General features: G+C 73.0%; 18 protein-coding genes. 9 read left to right on the plus strand and 9 right to left on the minus strand.

Features of this window, described 5'->3' with window-relative positions; genetic code table 11:
• Nucleotides 1-56 precede the first annotated feature (56 nt).
• A complete protein-coding gene (locus AB0924_RS11190; protein ID WP_358930904.1) occupies nucleotides 57-3020 on the plus strand; it encodes a BTAD domain-containing putative transcriptional regulator in 2964 nt (987 codons plus the stop codon).
• A 190-nt stretch (nucleotides 3021-3210) separates the two neighbouring features.
• Nucleotides 3211-3402, plus strand: a complete 192-nt coding sequence (locus AB0924_RS11195; RefSeq protein WP_366911197.1) for a sigma-like protein — start codon at nucleotides 3211-3213, stop codon at nucleotides 3400-3402.
• Between the two features lie 77 nt (nucleotides 3403-3479).
• Here AB0924_RS11195 and AB0924_RS11200 read toward each other — a convergent pair whose 3' ends face one another.
• From AB0924_RS11200 to AB0924_RS11210, 3 genes are all read right to left on the minus strand, one after another.
• Nucleotides 3480-4040 (minus strand): hypothetical protein, encoded by a 561-nt coding sequence (locus tag AB0924_RS11200; RefSeq protein ID WP_366911198.1) that lies wholly within the window; start codon nucleotides 4038-4040, stop codon nucleotides 3480-3482.
• Between the two features lie 121 nt (nucleotides 4041-4161).
• The gene (locus AB0924_RS11205; protein WP_366911199.1) at nucleotides 4162-6504 is read right to left on the minus strand and encodes a serine/threonine-protein kinase; all 2343 of its coding nucleotides are present in this window, start codon (nucleotides 6502-6504) and stop codon (nucleotides 4162-4164) included.
• Nucleotides 6505-6695: 191 nt separating this feature from the next.
• Nucleotides 6696-7430, minus strand: a complete 735-nt coding sequence (locus AB0924_RS11210) for a VOC family protein (RefSeq protein ID WP_366911200.1) — start codon at nucleotides 7428-7430, stop codon at nucleotides 6696-6698.
• 134 nt (nucleotides 7431-7564) lie between these two features.
• Between AB0924_RS11210 and AB0924_RS11215 the strand changes: the two genes are divergently transcribed.
• Nucleotides 7565-8200, plus strand: a complete 636-nt coding sequence (locus tag AB0924_RS11215; RefSeq protein WP_358930946.1) for a TetR family transcriptional regulator — start codon at nucleotides 7565-7567, stop codon at nucleotides 8198-8200.
• Between the two features lie 127 nt (nucleotides 8201-8327).
• On the opposite strand, the gene AB0924_RS11220 is transcribed toward AB0924_RS11215, so the two are convergent.
• Nucleotides 8328-8789 carry an Lrp/AsnC family transcriptional regulator gene (locus AB0924_RS11220; RefSeq protein WP_358930894.1) on the minus strand — a complete coding sequence of 154 codons (462 nt, stop codon included), beginning with the start codon at nucleotides 8787-8789 and terminating at the stop codon, nucleotides 8328-8330.
• Between the two features lie 82 nt (nucleotides 8790-8871).
• Between AB0924_RS11220 and AB0924_RS11225 the strand changes: the two genes are divergently transcribed.
• The gene (locus tag AB0924_RS11225) at nucleotides 8872-9489 is read left to right on the plus strand and encodes a LysE family translocator (protein WP_358930892.1); all 618 of its coding nucleotides are present in this window, start codon (nucleotides 8872-8874) and stop codon (nucleotides 9487-9489) included.
• A 109-nt stretch (nucleotides 9490-9598) separates the two neighbouring features.
• A complete protein-coding gene (locus tag AB0924_RS11230; RefSeq protein WP_366911201.1) occupies nucleotides 9599-10267 on the plus strand; it encodes a pyridoxal 5'-phosphate synthase in 669 nt (222 codons plus the stop codon).
• A 22-nt stretch (nucleotides 10268-10289) separates the two neighbouring features.
• Here AB0924_RS11230 and AB0924_RS11235 read toward each other — a convergent pair whose 3' ends face one another.
• On the minus strand, nucleotides 10290-11153 hold the full coding sequence (locus AB0924_RS11235; RefSeq protein WP_366911202.1) for a GNAT family N-acetyltransferase: 864 nt from the start codon (nucleotides 11151-11153) through the stop codon (nucleotides 10290-10292).
• 226 nt (nucleotides 11154-11379) lie between these two features.
• On the opposite strand from AB0924_RS11235, the gene AB0924_RS11240 reads away from it, so the two are divergent.
• Entirely contained in the window at nucleotides 11380-12573 is a 1194-nt protein-coding gene (locus AB0924_RS11240; RefSeq protein ID WP_366911203.1) for an NAD(P)/FAD-dependent oxidoreductase, read from the plus strand.
• Nucleotides 12574-12653: 80 nt separating this feature from the next.
• On the opposite strand, the gene AB0924_RS11245 is transcribed toward AB0924_RS11240, so the two are convergent.
• Nucleotides 12654-14018: an MFS transporter gene (locus AB0924_RS11245; protein WP_358930884.1), complete on the minus strand. Its 1365-nt coding sequence runs from the start codon at nucleotides 14016-14018 to the stop codon at nucleotides 12654-12656.
• 71 nt (nucleotides 14019-14089) lie between these two features.
• Here AB0924_RS11245 and AB0924_RS11250 point away from each other — a divergent pair, with 71 nt between their 5' ends.
• Complete coding sequence (locus AB0924_RS11250; protein WP_358930882.1) at nucleotides 14090-15085, plus strand: helix-turn-helix domain-containing protein; 996 nt, start codon at nucleotides 14090-14092, stop codon at nucleotides 15083-15085.
• Between the two features lie 315 nt (nucleotides 15086-15400).
• Here AB0924_RS11250 and AB0924_RS11255 read toward each other — a convergent pair whose 3' ends face one another.
• The 3 genes from AB0924_RS11255 to AB0924_RS11265 form a co-directional block, all read right to left on the minus strand.
• On the minus strand, nucleotides 15401-15967 hold the full coding sequence (locus AB0924_RS11255; protein ID WP_366911228.1) for an ATP-binding protein: 567 nt from the start codon (nucleotides 15965-15967) through the stop codon (nucleotides 15401-15403).
• Nucleotides 15968-16541: 574 nt separating this feature from the next.
• Complete coding sequence (locus tag AB0924_RS11260; RefSeq protein WP_358930878.1) at nucleotides 16542-17054, minus strand: EF-hand domain-containing protein; 513 nt, start codon at nucleotides 17052-17054, stop codon at nucleotides 16542-16544.
• 181 nt (nucleotides 17055-17235) lie between these two features.
• Nucleotides 17236-17616, minus strand: coding sequence for an STAS domain-containing protein (locus tag AB0924_RS11265; protein ID WP_358930876.1), 381 nt, complete (start codon nucleotides 17614-17616; stop codon nucleotides 17236-17238).
• Between the two features lie 333 nt (nucleotides 17617-17949).
• Here AB0924_RS11265 and AB0924_RS11270 point away from each other — a divergent pair, with 333 nt between their 5' ends.
• A complete protein-coding gene (locus AB0924_RS11270) occupies nucleotides 17950-18531 on the plus strand; it encodes a sigma-70 family RNA polymerase sigma factor (RefSeq protein WP_358930944.1) in 582 nt (193 codons plus the stop codon).
• Nucleotides 18528-19793, plus strand: coding sequence for a zf-HC2 domain-containing protein (locus AB0924_RS11275; protein WP_358930874.1), 1266 nt, complete (start codon nucleotides 18528-18530; stop codon nucleotides 19791-19793). The genes AB0924_RS11270 and AB0924_RS11275 overlap by 4 nt, the downstream gene beginning before the upstream one ends.
• Nucleotides 19794-19811 lie beyond the last annotated feature (18 nt).

Here is a 19811-nt window from a genome sequence, read left to right on the forward strand (position 1 = left end):
GAACAAGGCAAACTGACGGGGTTGTTCGGGATGACAGGTCCTAGGGGGTCGAACGCATGGACGGTGGGCCGCGAGTGCCTGAGCAGCGGCGTCCCGGCTCCGCGGCCGTCGCGGAACCGGAGGCGACGCGCTTCGGGGTGCTCGGTCCGGTGCGGGCCTGGCGCGGCGCGGAGACGCTGAACACCGGCTCACCGCAGCAGCGCGCCCTGCTGGCCGCCCTGCTGCTGCGCGAGGGCCGTACGGCGACGGCGGCGGAGCTCATCGACGCGCTCTGGAGCACCGAGCCACCGTCCCAGGCGCTGGCGGCGGTGCGCACGTACGCCTCCCGGCTCCGCAAGGTCCTCGGACCCGGTGTCCTGGTCAGCGAGTCGGGCGGTTACGCGGTACGGGGCCTCGGCGAGGGCGCGCTGGACCTGGCGGTGGCGCAGGAGCTGGCCACGGAGGCGGACAAGGCGCGCGGCACCGGAGACCTGAGGAGCGCCCGGGAGGCGCTGGGCCGCGCCCTGGCCCTGTGGGACGGCGAGCCGCTGGCCGGCGTCCCCGGGCCGTACGCGGAGGCGCAGCGGGTACGCCTGGAGGAGTGGCGGCTGCAACTCCTCGAATCCCGGCTGGACATGGATCTGGAGCAGGGCTGCCACGCCGAGGCGGTCTCGGAACTGACCGCTCTGACGGCGGCGCACCCGCTGCGGGAACGCCTGCGCGAGCTGCTGATGCTGGCGCTGTACCGCAGCGGCCGCCAGGCGGAGGCCCTCGCGGTGTACGCGGACACCCGCCGGCTGCTCGACGAGGAACTGGGCGTCGAGCCGCGCCCGGGCCTGCGGGAACTCCAGCAGCGCATCCTCCGGGCGGACCCGGCCCTGGCCGAGCCGTCCGCTCCGGTCGCCGAGCCCGCCGTGGTGGCGGTCCGACCCGCCCAGCTCCCCGCTTCCGTTCCCGACTTCACCGGCCGCGCGGCCTTCGTGGACGAGCTGAGCGAGGTACTGGCGTCGGCGTCCGAGGCGGAGGGCCGGGTGATGGCCGTCTCGGCGCTGGCCGGGATCGGTGGCGTGGGCAAGACGACGCTGGCGGTGCACGTGGCGCACCGGGCGCGTTCCGCCTTCCCGGACGGTCAGTTGTACGTGGACCTGCAGGGCGCCGGTCCGCGCTCCGCCGAGCCGGAGACGGTGCTGGGCTCCTTCCTGCGGGCCCTGGGCACGGCGGACTCCGCCATCCCCGACAGCCTGGAGGAGCGGGCGGCCCTGTACCGCTCGGTGCTCGACGGCCGCCGTGTCCTGGTCCTGCTGGACAACGCCAAGGACGCGGCCCAGGTACGGCCCCTGCTGCCGGGCACGGAGGGCTGCGCGGCACTCGTCACCTCCCGGGTGCGGATGGTGGACCTGGCCGGTGCCCATCTGGTGGACCTGGACGTCATGTCCCCCGACGAGGCCCTGGCCCTCTTCACGAAGATCGTCGGCGAGGAGCGGGTGGCGGCGGAGCGGGAGGCCGCGCTGGACGTGGTCGCGGCGTGCGGCTTCCTGCCTCTGGCGATCCGCATCGCCGCGTCCCGCCTGGCGGCGCGCCGCACCTGGACGGTGTCGGTCCTCGCCGCCAAGCTGGCCGACGAGCGGCGCCGACTGGACGAACTCCAGGCGGGCGACCTGGCGGTCAAGGCCACGTTCGAGCTGGGCTACGGCCAGCTGGAGCCGACCCAGGCCCGCGCGTTCCGCCTGCTGGGCCTCGCCGACGGCCCCGACATGTCCCTGGCGGCGGCGGCCGCGGTGCTGGACCTTCCGGTGGAGGACACCGAGGACCTGCTGGAGTCCCTGGTGGACACCTCACTGCTGGAATCGGCGGCACCGGGACGGTACCGGTTCCACGACCTGGTCCGGCTCTACGCCCGAGCCTGCGCGGAGAGGGACGAGCAGCCGCCGAGTGAGCGGGAGGCGGCGATGTCGCGGTTGCTGGACTTCTATCTGGCTACGGCGGCGCGGGTTTATGCCATAGAGCGGCCGGGGGATCGGACGGTCGATCATCTTGAGAAGACGGACCGCCCTGGGCAGGAGTTCGTGGATGACGCACGGGCCCTCGACTGGCTGCACGCCGAAGCGGCCTGCATCCTGGCCTGCGTACAGCAGTCACTCGCCGCTCCCAGCCTGCGCAAGGCCGTCGATCTCCTCCTCGCTTCCAAGGACCTGGCCGAGTCCGGAGCAAGCGCACTGCGCTACGGAGTGGTGACACAAGCTGCCCGCGATGCCGCGGCCGCACTGGGTGATGCCCACGCGGAAAGCCGGGCCCGGACCACGCTCGCACAAGTGCTCAGCCGCGCCGGCCGCTTCGAGGAGGCCGGTGTCGAAGCGGAGCGTGCCATCGAACTCGGCCGCACCACGGGTGACCCCTGGACGTGCGGCAACGCCCACAACGAGCAGGGCATCATCACCAACTGCCTGAACCAGCGCGCCGTCAGTGAAAGCCACTTGCTGGAGGCGATCAAGGCATTCAGGGCCGATCACAACCGCCCGGGGGAGGCCAGCGCCTTGTGCAACCTGTCCCGTGTCCTGGTCTCCCTGGAACGCGTGTCGAGCGCGATCGACCTGGTCCGCGAGGGCATCGCCATCTACGACGAGCTCGGACTCACCTTCCGCCTCGCCAACGCGCGGTACGCGTTGGGAATCGCGCTCGGACACGATGGACGCCACGAGGAGGCCCTGAAAGAGCTCAGCGCGGCGCTGCACACGTTCACCGTGAACAGGCAGCGCCTTTGGGAGGGCACCACCCACTTCCGCATCGCCCAGGTCCATCTGTCCACCGGTTTCCCGGCACGGGCCGCACAGCACGCGGAGCAAGCGCTGACGACAGGCTGCATCGGTGGCGAGTGGATGCGGGCCAACATCCTGACACTCCTGGGTCATTCGCTGGAAAGTCTGGGACAGACCGATCGAGCAAGAGCCTGCTGGCGCGATGCGCTCGCCATCTACGAATGCGCGGGCTCTCCCGAAGCCGACCAACTGCGCGGACTGCTCACGTCGGTCGCCGTGTTGTGACGTGCTGACACGTTCATCGAACGTTTATGAGGGGCTGCCATCCTCAACTCATCGATCCGTCACGGCGGGGGGAGCGGGCGGATCACGTGGGGCCCACGGTTAAGGTGAGCGCCCCGGAACGCCCGTTCGACGACCCTCGGGGGAGTCGCCGAGCGGGCGTTCCCACCAGCACTGCCACAGGGGAGTTTTCATGAGCAAGGTCGAAGAGCCCAAGAACACGGACGAGATCACGACCCTCGACAGCCACATGCCTGCGCCGCCGAAGGACGACACCGTCACCACCCTCGACAGCCACATGCCGGCCCCGCCGAAGGACGACACCGTCACCACCCTCGACAGCCACATGCCGGCCCCGCCGGCCCTGGATCTGAACGGCAAGTAGACCTGACTCCCAGCGGGGGAACGGCCGCGGCGGCGCGGAGGGGGAGCCGTCGCGGCCGAGGTGTGTCCGGGTGAGCGTCAGCCCACCGGTTCCGCCACCGGGTTCGCCCTGCAGTGGTCGATCTCCAGGATGAGGCCGTCGTCGGGGTGGCCGAGGCTGTCGACGAGTTTCACCTCGGCGCGGGCCGTGCCCTTGGCCGGGACGGTGACCGTCGTGGTGTTGTCGGTGACGGCCGTGCCCCGCTTGTCGTCGAACTCGACCCATACGGTGAAGTCGCCCTCGACGGCGTTGGGGTTGGTGACCTCGACGGTCGCGTACTGGGCCTTCTCCGTCGCACAGCTCAACAGCTTCGCCTTGGCTGCCCTCAGGGACGGCGTCGGGCTCGGAGTGCTGTAGGTGCCACCGCCGGATGTGCTTCCGCTGGTGCCGTAGTCGTCATCGTCGTAGTCGTGATACCCGCCGGAGCCCGCCTTGCCGACGCTCGACGACGAGTCGTGGTCCTGGCTGGAGCTGCTGCAGCCGCCACCACCGCCCGAGTGGCTGTGACTGTGCCCGTGCCGGCCCGTGAATCCGGTCAGGGCGAGCACCACCAGCGCCGACACCGCCGTGAGCCTGAGTGTGTGACCGCTTCGTCGCATACCGTCACCCTATCGGCCGACTGTCACGTCCCTGTCACCGCACGACCGCCGTCCTGTACCCGGCGGCACGGCGACACGGCGGCAGCCGTGCTGCATCCGCTCCGCTCGCGCCCCGCGGCCGTCACGTGGTCCGCGCCGTACCGGTCCCCTTCTCCGCGTCGAGCGCGTACACGCATCGGTCCTTGCTGCACGCGTACACCACCCCGTCCCTGACCACCGGGGAGCCGGTGATCTCGCCGCCGGTGGCGAGCTTCCAGCGCAGGCGGCCGTCGTCGGACTTGAGGGTGTAGAGGAGGTGGTCGGTGGAGCCGAAGTGGATGCGGCCCTCGGCGACCACGGGGGTGCCGACGACGTCGCCGCCGGACTGGAAGCGCCACTTGGGGGTGCCGGTGACGGCGTCCAGGGTGTACAGGCCCTTGCCGCTGCCCACGTGCACATGGCCGGCCGCCACCAGGACCGGCTCGACGGAGGAGCGGGCCTCGGTCGCGATGCGCCAGCGGTCGCGGCCGTCGGTGGCGTCCAGGGCGTAGACCGTGCCGAGGTAGTCGGCGAGGTAGATGCCGCCGCCGGTGACGGACGGGCCGGGTGCGAAGGCGGGCGGGCAGAGGAAGACCGCGGGGGCCTCGAAGTGCCAGCGCACCAGACCGCTCGCCACCTCGATCGCGAGGACCCGGGTGCCGGCGGAGACGTACACGTAGCCGTCCGGGGCCGGGGTGATGCGGACCGGTACGCCGCCGCAGGAGGCCGCGTCGCCGATCGGGTACGACCAGCGCTCCTCGCCGGTGCGGGCCTCCAGGGCGCGCAGCCGGGCGTCCTGCCAGACGTAGACGGTGCCGTCGTGGACGGCGGGGCCGGACTCGGGGGACTCGAAGTCGGTCTGGCAGCCGCTGATCTCCCACAGCTTCCGGCCGTTCGCCGCCTCCCAGGCCTGGGCGCCGCCGCCCCGGGTGCCGGTGACGACCGTGCCGTGGTCGGCCTGCAGGGAGTACACCCAGGCGTCCGTGTTCAGCCGCCACAGGTCGCCGCCCTCGCGGGCGTCCAGCGCGAACAGGGTGGGTCCGTCGGAGGCGTGGATCCGGCCGTCCGCGACCGCCATGGACCAGGCCACGTCCCGCGTCTTGAAGCGGCGGCGGCCGGTGGCCACGTCCAGCGCGTGCACCTCGAAGGAGGTGACGTAGACCAGCTCGCCGTCGACCGCCGGGGTGCCCCAGACGTCGTTGGACATGCGGAAGCGCCAGGGGCGCCAGCCGTTCGCCGTCTCCGGGGGCACGGTGGGGACGGGCGGTACGGCCGGGTCGGCGCCCGCGACGCCCTGGCGGGGCCGGGACCAGCCGGCGACGAGGCCGGCCTCCGGCGGGGGCGCCTTGACGGCGGCGGCGCGGGCGTCGGCGACGCGTGGGCCGGGGCCGATGGGCACGGCCGCGCCGGCCAGCCGGACCGGTCCGGTGTCGGGGGCGCCGGGCTGTGCGGTGGCCGGGACCGCGGGGTCGTAGGACGGCGGCGGGGGCACGGCCGCCCGGCCGCCGCTGCGCGGGCCGGGGGCGGTGGGGGCCGGCTTGGCGGCGGGGCGGCCGCCGCGGCGGGTCTCGATGAGGCCGACCGCCTTCTCGGGCAGCCAGGCGGAGGCGGTGCCGCTGTCGTCGGAGCCGGAGCCGAACAGGTGCGGGGCGAGCTGGGCCTGGAGGTCGGCGGGGTTGGGCCGGCCGGTCGCCTCCATCTGCATACAGGACTCGATCAGCGGGCGCAGTTCGTCCGGCAGGCCGGTGAGGTCCGGGCCCTCGCGGAGCAGCATGAACACCGTCTCGACCGGGTTGGCGCCGTGGAAGGGCGGGTGGCCGGTGGCGGCGAAGACCAGCATCGAGCCGAGCGAGAAGACATCGCTGGCGCCGGTGACGCTGCGGGAGTCCTTGGCCTGCTCGGGGGACATGTAGGCGGGGGTGCCGACGGCGACGTTCGTCATCGTCAGACGGGTGTTGGAGACACCGGAGGCGATACCGAAGTCGATCACCCGGGGGCCGTCCTCGACCACGAGGACGTTGGACGGCTTCAGGTCGCGGTGGACCAGGCCCGCGCCGTGGATGGACTGCAGGGCCTCGGCCACGCCCGCCGCCAGCCAGCGCACCGCCTGCGCCGGGAGCGGGCCGCACTCGTTCACTATCTCCTCGAGGGAGGGCGCGGGGACGTAGGCGGTCGCGAGCCAGGGCACGGCGGCACGGGGGTCGGCGTCCACCACGGCCGCCGTGTAGAAGCCGGAGACCGCGCGGGCCGCCTCCACCTCGCGGGTGAAGCGGACGCGGAAGAGCTGGTCCTCGGCCAGCTCGGTGCGGACCGTCTTGATCGCCACGCGCCGCCCGGATGCCGAGCGCGCCAGATAGACCAGCCCCATGCCGCCGGCGCCCAGCCGGCCCAGCACCTCGAACGGCCCGATCCGCCGCGGATCGTGCTGCGTCAGCTGATCCACCACTTGCCTGCCACCTCCCCGTACGAGCCGCGCCACCCACATATGTACGCGACCGAAGTGCAGCGTCTCACCACCGCACCGCCATGGCGGCACGCACCCTGATTCTTCCTGGCCGGGCGGCCGGTTGCGAACCCGGTGACGAATCGGGGTGTCTCGTGCCGAATAAGGTCATTTCATCGTCGCGGCACCCTGCCTCAACGCTCCAGCAGGGCGAACGACGCCCCCTGATTGTCGGTGACGACGGCCACGCGTCCGTACGACGTGCCGAAGGGCGGCTTCTGCACCCGGCCGCCGAGCCGGCGCACGGCACCGAGGGCGTCGTCGAGGGCGGTGACGCGGAAGTGGACCAGGAAGTGCGGGGGCATCTCGGCCGGGAACACCTCGGTGACGTCCGCGCGGCCGAAGTCGGGCTCGGTCCCGGTGCCGAACAGGGCCTCGTGGAAGAGGTCGCCGTAGAAGGTGTTGGCGGCGGCCGTGTCCCGGGTGTACAGCTCGGCCCAGACGAAGGTGTTCGGCTCGCGGCGCCGGCCGAAGCCGGGGTGGGTGCCGGGCTGCCACAGGGCGAACACCGCGCCCTCGGGGTCGGTGGCGAGGGCGGCGGTGCCGAGGTCGCCCACCGGGAACGGGGCCATCACCACCTGCCCGCCGGCCGCGACGATCCGCCGGCCGAGGGCCCGGGCGTCCGTGGTCGCGAAGGACACCGTCCACACCGTGGGCATGCGGCCGTCGGTCTTGGGGGCCAGCGAGGCGACACGGTCGCCGTTCAGCAGGGCCCACACCGAGGAGCCGTACGACTCCTCGAAGTCCCATCCGAAGAGCTCGCCGTAGAACCGCTTGCCCGCCTCGACGTCGGGCAGCTCGGCGGCCACCCAGCAGGGGATGCCCTCGGGGTACGCCTCTTCGTTCGCGGATGCCCTGTTTTCGGCCATGCCGTCAAAGTAGCGGGGTCGCGCGCAGCCCGCAGACCAGCCACACCATGCCCATTTCCCTCGTGCACCCCATTTGCAGTCGGCCGAATCGCGCTCAGATCACCCGTCGGTAAGCTGACGACATGACAGGACAAGTGCGTACCGTCGACGGCCGCGTGGCCGGCAGACGTGGGCAGGCGACCCGGCAGAAGCTGCTCGACTGCCTCAGCGAGATGCTCAGCTCCTCCCCCTACCGGGACGTCAAGGTCATCGATGTCGCCCGGAAGGCAGGCACCTCGCCCGCGACCTTCTACCAGTACTTCCCGGACGTCGAAGGGGCCGTCCTGGAGATCGCCGAGCAGATGGCGGCCGAGGGCGCGGGGTTGACGGAACTGCTCGAGGGACGCTCCTGGGCCGGCAAGTCCGGCTGGCAGACCGCACAGGAACTCGTCGACGGCTTTCTGGAGTTCTGGCGGCGGAACGACGCCATCCTGCGCGTGATCGACCTCGGCGCGGCCGAGGGGGACAAACGGTTCTACAAGATCCGTATGAAGATCCTGAACTCGGTGAACGGCTCCCTCACGGAGACGATCACCGAACTGCAGACCAAGGGCCGGGTGGACAAGGACGTGAACCCGGCGGCGATCGCGGGCTCGCTGGTCACGATGCTCGCCTCGGTGGCCGCGCACCAGAAGGGCTTCTCCTCCTGGGGCGTCAAGCAGGCCGAACTCAAGCCCAATCTCGCACTGCTGGTCCACCTCGGTGTGACCGGCAAGAAGCCGAGCAAATAGCGACGTACCCTCATCCCGATTCCAGGTCCTGTCTAGCAGGCGGTGGCTCACTCGAGTGGGCCACCGCCTGCTTTTTCACCGGGCCGGGGTGGGCCCTCCCCCGGGGCTCCGTTCACGGGCTCCCGCGCTACCCCCGTGCCGCCGGCAGCGGCCGGTCCCGGACCACGTGCTTCATCACGAGCGTCGAGGTGAGCCGCTGCACCCCGGGCAGGGTCGCCAGCCGCTCGTCGTACAGCCGCTGGAAGGCGGCGAGGTCGGTGGTGGCCACCCGGAGCAGGTAGTCGGGCTCGCCGAACAGCCGCTGGGCGTCCAGGACATGGTCCAGCTCGCCGACCGCCCGCTCGAACTCGGCGACGGTGTCGCGGTCCTCCTGCCGCATGGAGACGAAGACCAGCGCCTCGAAGTTCAACCCGAGCGCGCCCGCGTCCACCACCGCCCGGTAGCCCTGGATGGCTCCGGAGCGCTCCAGCTCGCGCAGCCGCCGGTGGCAGGGCGAGACGCTCAGGCGCACCCGGGCGGCCAGCTCGGTCACGGTCAGCCGCCCGTCCTGCTGCAGCTCGGCAAGGATTTTCCGGTCCACGTCGTCCATGGAGAAGATTCTCCCTCTGAAACCCCTGTTCAGAGCAAACAACGGAAACACTTTCGGGCGATTCACGCCTAATGTCGCCGGTATGGAACCGGGCCTGCTCTTCTCCTTCCTCGCCGTCGACCTGCTGCTGGTGTGCGTGCCGGGCGCCGACTGGGCGTACGTGATCGCGACCGCCCTGCGCGGCGGCCGGGTACCGCGCGCGGTGGCGGGTCTGGTCTGCGGATACGCCCTGCACACGGTCCTGGCGACGGCGGGCCTCGCGGTCCTGGTGGCGGGCTCGCCCCGGCTGCTGACGGCACTGACGGTGGTGGGCGCGGGTTATCTGCTGTGGCTGGGCTGGGGTGTGCTGCGCCGCCCGGCCGTACCGGACGCGGACGCCGGCCCGCCGGCCGACGGGAGGCTCTTCCTGCGGGGTGCCACGATCAGCGGCCTCAACCCCAAGGGCCTGCTGCTCTACCTGTCCGTACTCCCCCAGTTCCTCACCCTCACCGGCGACCGGCTGCCCGTACCCGCGCAGACGGCGGCGCTGGGTCTGCTGCACATGGCGTGCTGCGCGGCCGTCTATCTCACCGTCGGCGCGCTCGCCCGCGTCCTCCTGGCCGCCCGCCCGACGGCGGCCCGCGCGGTCACCCGCACCTCGGGCGCGGCGATGCTCGGCGTCGGCGCGCTGCTGCTGGTGGAGCGGCTGGCGACGCTCTGAGGGCCGGCGGCTCCTCGGCGATTGCGTCCCGGTGGTGGCCCGGCGGCGCCACCGGGACCGCGGAGCGTCCGGGGCGAGTACGGACGCCGACGGCGGCCATACTCGCCCCATGGCACAAAAGGATCTCCACGACATGCTGCGGTCCCTGCGGGTCTGGGCCCCCGGGGTGACCGAGCTGCGCCCCTTCGACCCGGAGACGGCTCCCCCGACGCCCCTGCCCCTGTTCACGAGCTGGTTCGCGGAGGCGGTGGAGGCCGGGCAGCCGGAGCCGCACACGATGTCGCTGGCGACGACGGACGAGGAGGGCAGGCCCGACGTGCGGATCGTCATGATGCACGGCGCCGACGCGGACGGCTGGTCCTTCGCGAGCCACTCGACGAGCCGCAAGGGCCGCGCCCTGGACGCCCACCCCTACGCGGCCCTGGCCTTCTACTGGCCGGCGCTGGGCCGCCAGGTGCGGGTGCGCGGAACGGTGGCGTCGGCCCCGTCGCACGAGAGCCTGGCGGATCTGCACGCACGCTCGACGGGCGCGCTGGCGGCGGCCCTGACCGGCCGGCAGAGCGAGGAGCTGCCCTCGCTGGAGGAGCTGCGGCAGGTGTCGGAAGCGGCCTGGGAACGGGCCCGTGAGAACCCGTCCGAGCCCTCCCCCACCTGGACCCTGTACCGACTGCACCCGGAGGCGGTGGAGTTCTTCCAGGGCGACCCCGACCGCCGGCACGTACGCCTCGAATACCGGCGCACGGAATTCGGCTGGAGCAAGAGCCTCCTGTGGCCGTGACCCGCCTCGTTCCGGGGCGTGTTCAGTCCCCGAACACCCACACCGCGAAGTCCGCCACCCCCCGGTATCCGATCCGCTGGTAGAGGCCGTTGCTGGTGGGGTTGGCGAGGTCGGTGAAGAGAAGGACGCGGGCCACCCCGGCCGCCACGGCGGTGCGGCTCACCTCCGCCGTCACCGCGCCCGCGTAGCCGTGGCCGCGCAGGTGTGCCGGGGTGTACACCGGGGCCACCCGGACCTGACCCGCCGTCCTAGGCGTCGCACCGGCCATGGAGACGGGTGTGCCGTCGGGGGTCTCCCAGAGGGTCAGGCCGCCGTGGGCGATGCGGGCGTCGGCCCAGGAGCCCGCGCCCTGGCCGGTGCTCTGCCCGACCGCGTCCTTGAACTCGTCGTACCAGCGCATCAGCAGGTCCCGGTCCGCCGGGCCGGCGACCCGGGCCCGGCCTTCGGGCGGTGACTGCGGGACGCTCAACTCGCCCAGCTCGTACAGCCGTTGGCGCTGTGCGAGCCGGGCTGCCGCGCCGGTCCCCCGCTGCCAGGACGCGGCGAAGGCGGCCGCCGTGTCGCGTTCGCCGGAGACGCCGGCGAGCGGGTGGCCGGCGTCGGCCAGGCGGGCGGCCAGCGTCTCGGTGCCCTCCGTGCCGAGCGGGGTGAGGTGGAGCGGGAAGGGGGGCGTGTGGAGGAACGCGGCGCGGACGCCGCCGGCTCCGTCCCGCAGGATGCCGAACAGCGGGGCCTGGTCGCTGTACAGGTGCCGGCCCCGGCTGCGCAGTGCGTCCAGCACGGTCAGCGGGACCGTGTGCAGGGCCGGACGGGACCGCAGGAAGCCGCCCGCGCGGGCCACGAACTCGTCCGGGTCGTCGGTCAGGTGCCAGTCGTCAGGGCGCATGCGCCCATGATCCGGCTCGGCCGCCCGGCCGGGACAGCGGTTTTCCCGGCCGGCCGCGCACCGGCCGGGCGAGGTGGAGGCGCAGGGCTGGGCACCGCGCCGGACCACCGGAAAACGGCCCTCGGCCACCGGTCCCACTCACTTTCCCTACACGCGTGATCAATCCGCAACCAATTCCGGTCTTGACCGAGACCCATCAACCGGGTGCGTGATTACGCTCGCGCTCATGGCCGACTCCCGTCCCTCCTCCGCGCACCTCTCCGCGACGCCCGCCGACCGTCCCGTCTACGTCATAGGCGCCGGCCCCGGCGGACTGGCCGCCGCGTACGCGCTGCGGGCCCGGGGGGTGCGGGCCGTGGTGCTGGAGAAGTCGGACCGGGTGGGTGCCTCCTGGCGAGGGCACTACGACCGCCTGCACCTGCACACCACCCGGCGCCTGTCGGCCCTGCCCGGCCTCGCGATGCCCCGCAGGTTCGGGCGCTGGGTGTCCCGGGACAACGTGGTCCGGTACCTGGAGAGGTACGCCGAGCACCATGAACTGGAGATCGTCACCGGCGTGGAGGTGTTCCGCGTCGAGCGCGCCCAGGACGGTGACGGCTGGGTGCTGCACGCCTCCGGCGGACGGGAGCTGACCGGCAGCGCGGTGGTCGTCGCCACCGGCCACAACCACACCCCGCGGGTGCCCGGCTGGCCGGGCCTGGACGGCTACGGCGGGGAGTTCCTGCACGCCGGACGGTACCGCGACGCCCGGCCGTACGCGGGCCGGGACGTGCTCGTCGTGGGCATCGGCAACACCGGTGCCGAGATCGCCGTCGATCTGGTGGAGGGCGGCGCCTCGCGGGTGCGCCTGGCCGTGCGCACCGCCCCGCACATCGTGCGCCGCTCGACCGCCGGATGGGCCGCCCAGTACACGGGCGTGCTGGTCCGGCGGCTTCCGGTGCCGCTCGTGGACCGGCTCGCGCGGGTTCTGGGCGGGTTCATCACGCCGGATCTCTCCGCCCACGGGCTGCCGCGTCCCGACAGCGGGCTGTACAGCAGGGTGCGCGAGGGCGCCATCCCCGTGCAGGACGTCGGGATCGTCGACGCCGTGCGCCAGGGGAAGGTGGAGATCGTCGCCGCCGTCGAGGGGTTCGAGGACGGGAAGGTGGTCCTCGCCGACGGCGGCCGTGTCACGCCGGACGCCGTGATCGCGGCCACCGGGTACGAGCGGGCGCTGGACGGGCTGGTCGGGCACCTGGGCGTGCTCGACGGACGCGGCAGGCCCGTGGTGCACGGGCCCCGCACGCCGGACGGGGCCCCCGGCCTGTACTTCACCGGGTTCACCAATCCGATCAGCGGCATGTTCCGGGAGCTGGCGATCGACGCGGAGCGGATCGCCAAGGCGGTGGCCAGGACGCTCACGGCGGGCGCCCGGCGGTGACCTCACCGCTCGGACACCCCTGACACCGGCTCGGGTCAGCCCGTCCGCTTCAGGATCTCTCCCCACCCCATGGGCGCCGCCTACGAAGCCCCCGCGGGGCCCTCACCGGCGCCCTTGCCCCCGACGGGTCCCTGGGCCGGCTGTGCGACGGCGGGTGCCGGGACCCCCGGGCGACGGCGGATGACCAGGGCCATCAGGGCCGCCACCGCGCACAGGGTGCCGGAGGCGTACCAGACCATGTCGTAGGAGCCGAAGACGTCACGTGCGGCACCGCCGAGATAGGCGACCAGGGCCGCGCCGACCTGGTGCGAGGCGAGCACCCAGCCGAAGACGATGGCGCTGTCGTCGCCGTACTGCTCCCGGCACAGGGCCAGGGTGGGCGGGACGGTGGCCACCCAGTCGAGGCCGTAGAAGACGATGAAGAAGACCATCGGGGGATGCACCGACGGGCCCAGCAGCATCGGCAGGAACAGCAGTGAGACACCGCGCAGGGCGTAGTAGACGGCGAGCAGGCGGCGCGGTTCGAAGCGGTCGGTGAACCAGCCGGAGGCGATCGTGCCGACGACGTCGAAGACGCCGATGACCGCCAGCAGCGAGGCCGCCGCCGTGACGGGCATGCCGTGGTCGTGCGCCGCGGGCACGAAGTGCGTCTGGATCAGGCCGTTGGTGGAGGCGCCGCAGATCGCGAAGGTGCCGGCCAGCAGCCAGAACGGGCCCGTGCGGGCGGCGGAGGCGAGGACGCCGAGGGTGCGGCGGGCGGCTCCGGTGACCGGGGGCGGCTTCGGTACGAACTCCTCGGCGCCGTACGGCTTCAGGCCCACGTCGGCCGGGTGGTCGCGCAGCAGTATCCAGACGAACGGGACCACGGCGAGGGCGGCCAGGGCCACGGTGACGGCCGCCGGGTGCCAGCCGTGGTTCTCCACCGTCCAGGACAGCACCGGCAGGAAGATGAGCTGGCCGGAGGCGGAGGCGGCGGTGAGGATGCCGCTGACCAGGCCGCGCCGCTCGGTGAACCAGCGGTTGGTGACGGTGGCGGCGAACGCCAGCGCCATCGATCCGCTGCCGAGGCCGACCAGCAGGCCCCAGCACAGCATGAGCTGCCAGGGCGCCGTCATCCAGACGGTCAGACCCGCGCCGATCGCGATCACGGTGAGCGCGACAGCCACCACCCGGCGGATGCCGAAGCGGTCCATCAGCGCGGCGGCGAAGGGCGCGGTGAGCCCGTAGAGCGCCAGGTTGACCGAGACGGCCGCGCCGATGGTGCCGCGCGACCAGCCGAACTCCTGGTGCAGCGGGTCGATGAGGAGACCGGGCAGGGAACGGAAGGCCGCCGCGCCGATGATCGTGACGAACGTGACGGCGGCGACGTACCAGGCGCGGTGCACCCGGCGGCGCCGGGCGGGCGGGGCCTGGAGGGGAGCGGCGGCTTCGGTTGTCTGAGTCACGTCACAGAGCGTCCTCGAACCGGCCCCGCACAACGAGTGGCCCGAAGGACAGCATTCGCTAGGATCGGGCCATGACCGTAGGCGAGGAGTTCCGCCCGCACCGCATCGTCGTCCTGGCCCTGGACGGCCTGCTCCCCTTCGAGCTCGGCATCCCGCACCGGATCTTCGGCCGCCCCAAGGACGCCGCGGGCCGGCCGCTGTACGAGGTGGTGACCTGCTCGGTCCGGCCGCCCGGCCCGGTCGACACGGACGCCGACTTCGCGGTGCACGTCGCGCACGGCCCCGAGGCGCTGGAGACGGCCGACACGGTGATCGTCCCGGCGTCGTACGAACTCGGTCCGCTCTACGACGAGGGCAGGCTGACCGACGAGCTGGCCGCCGCGCTCGCCCGCATCCGCCCCGGCACCCGCCTCGCCTCCATCTGCATCGGCGTGTACGTCCTCGCCGCCGCCGGGCTCCTCGACGGCCGGCCGGCGACCACGCACTGGGCGGACGCCGAGCGGTTCCAGCGGATGTTCCCGAAGATCGACGTCGACGCGGACGTGCTGTTCATCGACGACGGCGACGTGCTGACCTCGGCCGGAGTGGCCGCCGGGATCGACCTGTGCCTGCACATGGTGCGCCGCGACCACGGCACGGCCGTCGCCAACGAGGTGGCCCGCCGCACGGTCGTACCGCCGCACCGCGACGGCGGCCAGGCTCAATACATCGAGCGCCCCGTGCCCGATCCGCAGCTCGCCACGACCACCGCGGCCCGCGCCTGGGCGCTCGGCCGGCTGCACGAGCCGATCCAGCTCCGTGACATGGCCGCGCAGGAGTCCATGTCGGTGCGCACCTTCACCCGCCGGTTCCGTGAGGAGGTCGGCGTCAGCCCCGGCCAGTGGCTCACCCGGCAGCGAGTGGAACGCGCCCGGCATCTGCTGGAGTCCAGCGAGCTGTCGGTCGACCAGGTGGCCCAGGACGCCGGATTCGGCACGGCCCAGTCGATGCGCCAGCACCTGCAGCAGGCGCTCGGGGTGACGCCGACGGCGTACCGGCGGACCTTCCGCGCCGGGTCGGTGCGATGAGTTGTCCACAGCCTGTGGAGGAGGGCGGCGATACGGACGTCTTCCGCGCGGTGCCGTGAGCCGGGGCCGGGGCCCCGCTCGCCGGACGGCGGCGCGTTTCCGCATCCGGCCCCGCGCCGCCGTCCGGTGCGATCCGCTCTCGGCGAGGACCCCGGTTCCCCCCGGGCCCTCGCCGTCCCCTCACGGCGAATCGTCGCCCACCAGCGTGTTCACCTGGCGGCGCACCGTCAACTCGGTTCGGCAGAAAGGCCGTTCAAGCCTGGTTCGCGGTGACCGCGCACGGATGCGTCCGGGGCGCACCGGGGCGCCGGACGCCTACACCACCTCGAAGGCGAAGTCCTCGTACGCGGACGGACCGCCCCCGTACGCCGGTGCCGCGCCCTCCCGGGACTGTGAGCAGCGGTCCAGTTCGCACCAGATGCTCTTGCCGGAGCCCTCGGGGTGCCAGCCCCAGCGGTCGGCCAGGCAGTCGACGAGCGCCAGGCCCCGGCCGCCGGTGGCGTCACCGCCGGCGCAGCGCGGGACGGGCGCGCGGGAGCTGGTGTCGGCCACCTCGAGCCGTACGGTGGCCGATGCGCTCGGGCCTGTCGCGCCTGTCGCGCCTGCCGGGCCGGCGGCGTCCGGCATGTCGGCCCCCGCGGCCACCGCCGTGCCCGCCGCCGCGTCGGCCGCCCGGCCCGGCGCCATCACCGGCAGGGAGAGCCGCAGCACGGCCGGCCGGCCGGTGTGCACCACCGCGTTGGTCACCAACTCGGAGACCAGCAGGACCAGCGTCTCGGCCAACGGCTCGTCGGCCCCTATCCCGAGCCCGGAGAGCCGCGAGCGGGCCCATCTCCTGGCCCGCCCCACCTCCGCGGGGTCGGGCCGGATCTCCAGCTGCACTTGAAGCACCTGCACCGCTCACACCATCCGAACCGGCGGACACATGGCCCCGCGCCGCACGAACGCCGCGACACAAGCCGCGACGCGCACCACGACGAGGGCCACGATCGTAGCCATTTTCTGCATGGCCAGGACAACGGCCAGAGCAAGGGTCACGGAACGTGATTCCCTTACGAGACAGCATGGTTGACGTACAGTCACCCCAACAAGCGCTTCGGGCATATTCCAGCGCGAAGGAGTACGCGTACGGCATACTGTGCGACGCGCTTGCCAGGGAGTCGAACAGGCGGGGAAACGGCCGGGCAGTCGGGCCCGTACCGCCCCGCGAGCAGCGGCGCGCACCGCGCGGTCCGGGGACGACCCGGGCGCGCCAACGGTTCGGCTCGTGCTCGCGGCCACTCGCATCCCACACAAGGTACCCGAGGGGACGCGTGACTCCGGGACGTGACGAGTCATGTCAAGGACACAAGCCGATATCAACGCTCTGTGATGTCGGAACGCCACGATCCGCGACATCGTGGGCCACGGATCGCCCCGAACTGGATGCGCACCCGCGCGCGTTGCACGGCGACCGCTACTCGGGGACGGTGAAGTACCGCGCGAACGCCGGGACGATCTCCGACTCGCCGACCCTGCCGTCGCCGTCGGCGTCGAGGGCGGTGGCGGCGGCCAGGGCGACGTCCTCCGGGACGCGCAGGACGCGCAGCACCCGGACGGTGTCGGGGACGGTGGCGCGGCCGTCCGCGTCCGGGTCCGCGACGGCCAGCGCCGCGTGCAGGAAGGGCCGGGCGATCTCGGCGAAGCGGTCGGGGTTGTCGCGCAGGCGCTTGACCGCGCCGGTGACGAACTCCTCGCGGGTGATGCGCTGGTCGCCGTCCCGGTCGGCGATGCCCGCCATGCCCTGCCAGAACGCCTCCGCTCCGGCGTAGAGCGCCTGTCCGCGGTCGGAACGGGCGGGTACGGCGAACTCGGCGAGCAGGGCCTTGGCCGCCGCGCTGAAGTCCTCGCGGTCGATGTAGCCGTTGCCGTCCTGGTCGAAGCCGGCGAACCGGGCGGCGATCCTGCGCTCGTACTCGGTGCTGACCATGTCTGTTCGGGCCGCCTTCATGTCGACGTGGAGGGTGATCCGGCTGGGAGCGTACGTCGCGGGCAGCGGACAGGTGACGGGAAAACGGTGGTTGTGCCAAGACCGGGGGAATTTTGCGACAACCCTGTGGCGGCGGCCGCGTGATGTGCTCCGACCGACGGGAACGGTCCTGGTGGCGGGCTCAGGCGGACAGCGGGTCGGCCTCGTCGGTGACGGCGGACTCGACGTCGGGGCGGACGTCGAAGAGGCGGCGGACGCCGAGCGCGCCGAGGACCCGGTTGACGTGCGAGCCGTCCTCCGCCCCCCGGTCCGGCAGGATCAGCCGCAGCCGGCCCTGGCAGGAACGGATCAGCCGGCGGGCGGCGATGAGCACGCCGACACCGCTGGAGTCGCAGAAGAAGACCTCCGAGAGGTCCAGCACCAGGCTGTGGTGGCCCTCGGCGACCACGTCGTGCACCCGCTGGCGCAGCACCGGCGAGGTCATCAGGTCCAGCTCCCCGCCGACCTGGAGCACGGCCCACCCGTCCTGTTCGACGCCGGTCACCTTGAATGTCACGGCCACGCCCCTCCGTTCACCGGTTCGCGGAACCGCCCGGAAACGGAAGCAGTTCCTACGTTTCTATCCGCGCGGCTGCCCAGCGGCCGTTCCCTGAAACTTCGGGTCGCAAACCGCACACGATCGACAAGGGACTTGTTTCAGTCACTATCGATCCTGTTCGATCGCACTTGGACACTGATTGAGTGAAGGATGCGTGAAGAGGGCACTATCACCTGCGACGCTTCGGGGGGCGCACATTGACACAAAGGGGCGTGCGTTGTCGGAGGTGCCGACTACATTCGAGATGACGGTGCAGACACGATGGACCTGCCGGACGAGCGCGAGGGGAGGGGCGCCATGGCGCAGAAGGACGTACCGCCCCGCTGGGACCGCAAGATGCAGCAGCGGCTCGCACGCGGCGAGGCCGCGGCCCTCGGGGAGCTGTACGACCGCTTCGCCTCCCTCGTGCACAGCCTCGCCCACCGGGTCCTCGGCGACGAGCGGGCCGCCGACGGGGTCACCCGCGAGGTCTTCGCCCACGTCTGGGAACACCCCGACTCCTACGACCCCAAGCAGGGCCCGCTGCGCTCCTGGGTGGCCCAGGTGACCCGGCGGCTGGCCGTGCAGCGGCTGCGCGCCACCGAGTCCGCCGCGCTGCCCCCGGGCGAGAGCGGCTCCCCGGAGGAACTGGAGAGCCTGGAGAGCAAGGTGCGCCGCGCCTCGGTCGCCGCCCGCGCCGACTACATCGTCCACTCCATGCCCGCCCCGCTGCGCGCCGCGCTCGAACTGGCGTACTTCCAGCGGCGCGACTACCGGCAGGCCGCCGCCGACCTCGGCGTCACCGAGGACGAGGCCCGCCGCCGGCTCCGGCTCGGCCTCCAGCTGCTGTCCACCGCCCACGACGCCGGCGCCTCGCGGGGCTACGGAGGTGCGGTGTGAACGGCCCCGAGGACTTCGCGGCGCCCGACGGGCCCGGCGACGACCGCGAGCCCCTCATCCCGCCGCCCCGCGTCTCCGTCGAGGACAGCGGGCTGCCCCTGCCCGACCTCGCCGATCCTGGGGAACCCGCTCCCGTGCCGCTCGACCTGTCGCACGACGTCCTGAAGTCACTGCTCGGCGCCTGGGCCCTGGCGGCCTGCTCGACGGCGGAGACGGCGGCCGTGGAGGAGCACCTCGGCGACTGCGGGGCCTGCGCGGACGAGGCGCGCCGGCTGCGCGAGGCGGTCGGTCTGCTGCACCAGCCGGAGAGCCTCGACCTGGACCCGGCCCTGCGCACCCGCGTCCTGGAGAGCTGCCTGAACCGCCGTCCGCCGCGCATCCCGGTGCCCGAGTGGGCGGCCCCGTACGACGCCGAGAGCGCGCGGCTGGACGCGCTGCTGCAGGACTTCGGGGACGCCGAGTGGCACGCGCCGGTGCGGCTGCGGTGGTTCGAGGCCGACGAGGCGACGAGCCGCCGTACCACGGTGGCCGGGGTGATCGCCCATCTGCTGTCGGTGGACGGGCTGGTCGCGGTGGCGCTCGGTCTGGACGATCCGCTCGCGGAGGCCGTCGGCGCCGAACAGGCCGCGGCGGGACCGGCGGCGCGCACCGACGCGTACTGGCGCACCTCGCACTTCCCGCCGACCCGGTCCGTGCGGGCGCCCTGGCGGGAGCAGAGCCACCGGCTGGTGCGGACGGTGTCCTTCACGGGCGGCAGCGCCGGCGGACTCGCGGTGCGGTACGGCGACTTCGGGCTGCCGCTGCACGACGCGATGCTGGACCGGGCCTTCGAGTGCTGGGTGCACGCGGAGGACATCGCGGAGGCGGTGGACTACCCCTACGAGCCGCCCGCGCCGCGGCATCTGCACCGGATGATCGACCTGGCGGCCCGGATGCTGCCGGTGGCGCTGGCCGAACGGCGGCGGGCGGGGCTGTCCGCGACGGGCCGGCGGCCGCGTCTGGTCCCGGCCGGGGAGCCGGGGCGCAGCCTGCGGCTGGAGATCGAGGGCGCGGCCGGCGGGGAGTGGCTGATTCCGCTGGACTCGCCGGGCGCGGTGGGCTCCGCCGAGTTCGAGGTGGCCCATGTCGCCCTGGACGGCGTGGAGTTCTGCCGCCTGGCCGCGGGCCACGTGCCCCCGGAGGAGGCCGCGGCGGGACAGGTGGGCGACCGCGAGGCGATCCGGGACGTCCTGTTCGCCGCGGCGGGGCTGAGCCGGATGTGAGCGTACGGCCCGGCCGGC

The organism is Streptomyces sp. NPDC047869, from assembly GCF_040704065.1.
In the GTDB taxonomy this organism is placed as follows: Bacteria; Actinomycetota; Actinomycetes; order Streptomycetales; family Streptomycetaceae; genus Streptomyces.

Bases quoted from the DNA above. Each gene is read 5' to 3' on its own strand.
- AB0924_RS11240 (WP_366911203.1), top strand. From the start codon at position 11,380: ATGGCCGACTCCCGTCCCTCCTCCGCGCACCTCTCCGCGACGCCCGCC.
- AB0924_RS11230 (WP_366911201.1), top strand. From the start codon at position 9,599: ATGGCACAAAAGGATCTCCACGACATGCTGCGGTCCCTGCGGGTCTGG.
- AB0924_RS11270 (WP_358930944.1), top strand. From the start codon at position 17,950: ATGGCGCAGAAGGACGTACCGCCCCGCTGGGACCGCAAGATGCAGCAG.
- AB0924_RS11260 (WP_358930878.1), bottom strand. From the start codon at position 17,054: ATGGTCAGCACCGAGTACGAGCGCAGGATCGCCGCCCGGTTCGCCGGC.
- AB0924_RS11190 (WP_358930904.1), top strand. From the start codon at position 57: ATGGACGGTGGGCCGCGAGTGCCTGAGCAGCGGCGTCCCGGCTCCGCG.
- AB0924_RS11195 (WP_366911197.1), top strand. From the start codon at position 3,211: ATGAGCAAGGTCGAAGAGCCCAAGAACACGGACGAGATCACGACCCTC.
- AB0924_RS11225 (WP_358930892.1), top strand. From the start codon at position 8,872: ATGGAACCGGGCCTGCTCTTCTCCTTCCTCGCCGTCGACCTGCTGCTG.
- AB0924_RS11235 (WP_366911202.1), bottom strand. From the start codon at position 11,153: ATGCGCCCTGACGACTGGCACCTGACCGACGACCCGGACGAGTTCGTG.
- AB0924_RS11220 (WP_358930894.1), bottom strand. From the start codon at position 8,789: ATGGACGACGTGGACCGGAAAATCCTTGCCGAGCTGCAGCAGGACGGG.
- AB0924_RS11250 (WP_358930882.1), top strand. From the start codon at position 14,090: ATGACCGTAGGCGAGGAGTTCCGCCCGCACCGCATCGTCGTCCTGGCC.
- AB0924_RS11200 (WP_366911198.1), bottom strand. From the start codon at position 4,040: ATGCGACGAAGCGGTCACACACTCAGGCTCACGGCGGTGTCGGCGCTG.
- AB0924_RS11210 (WP_366911200.1), bottom strand. From the start codon at position 7,430: ATGGCCGAAAACAGGGCATCCGCGAACGAAGAGGCGTACCCCGAGGGC.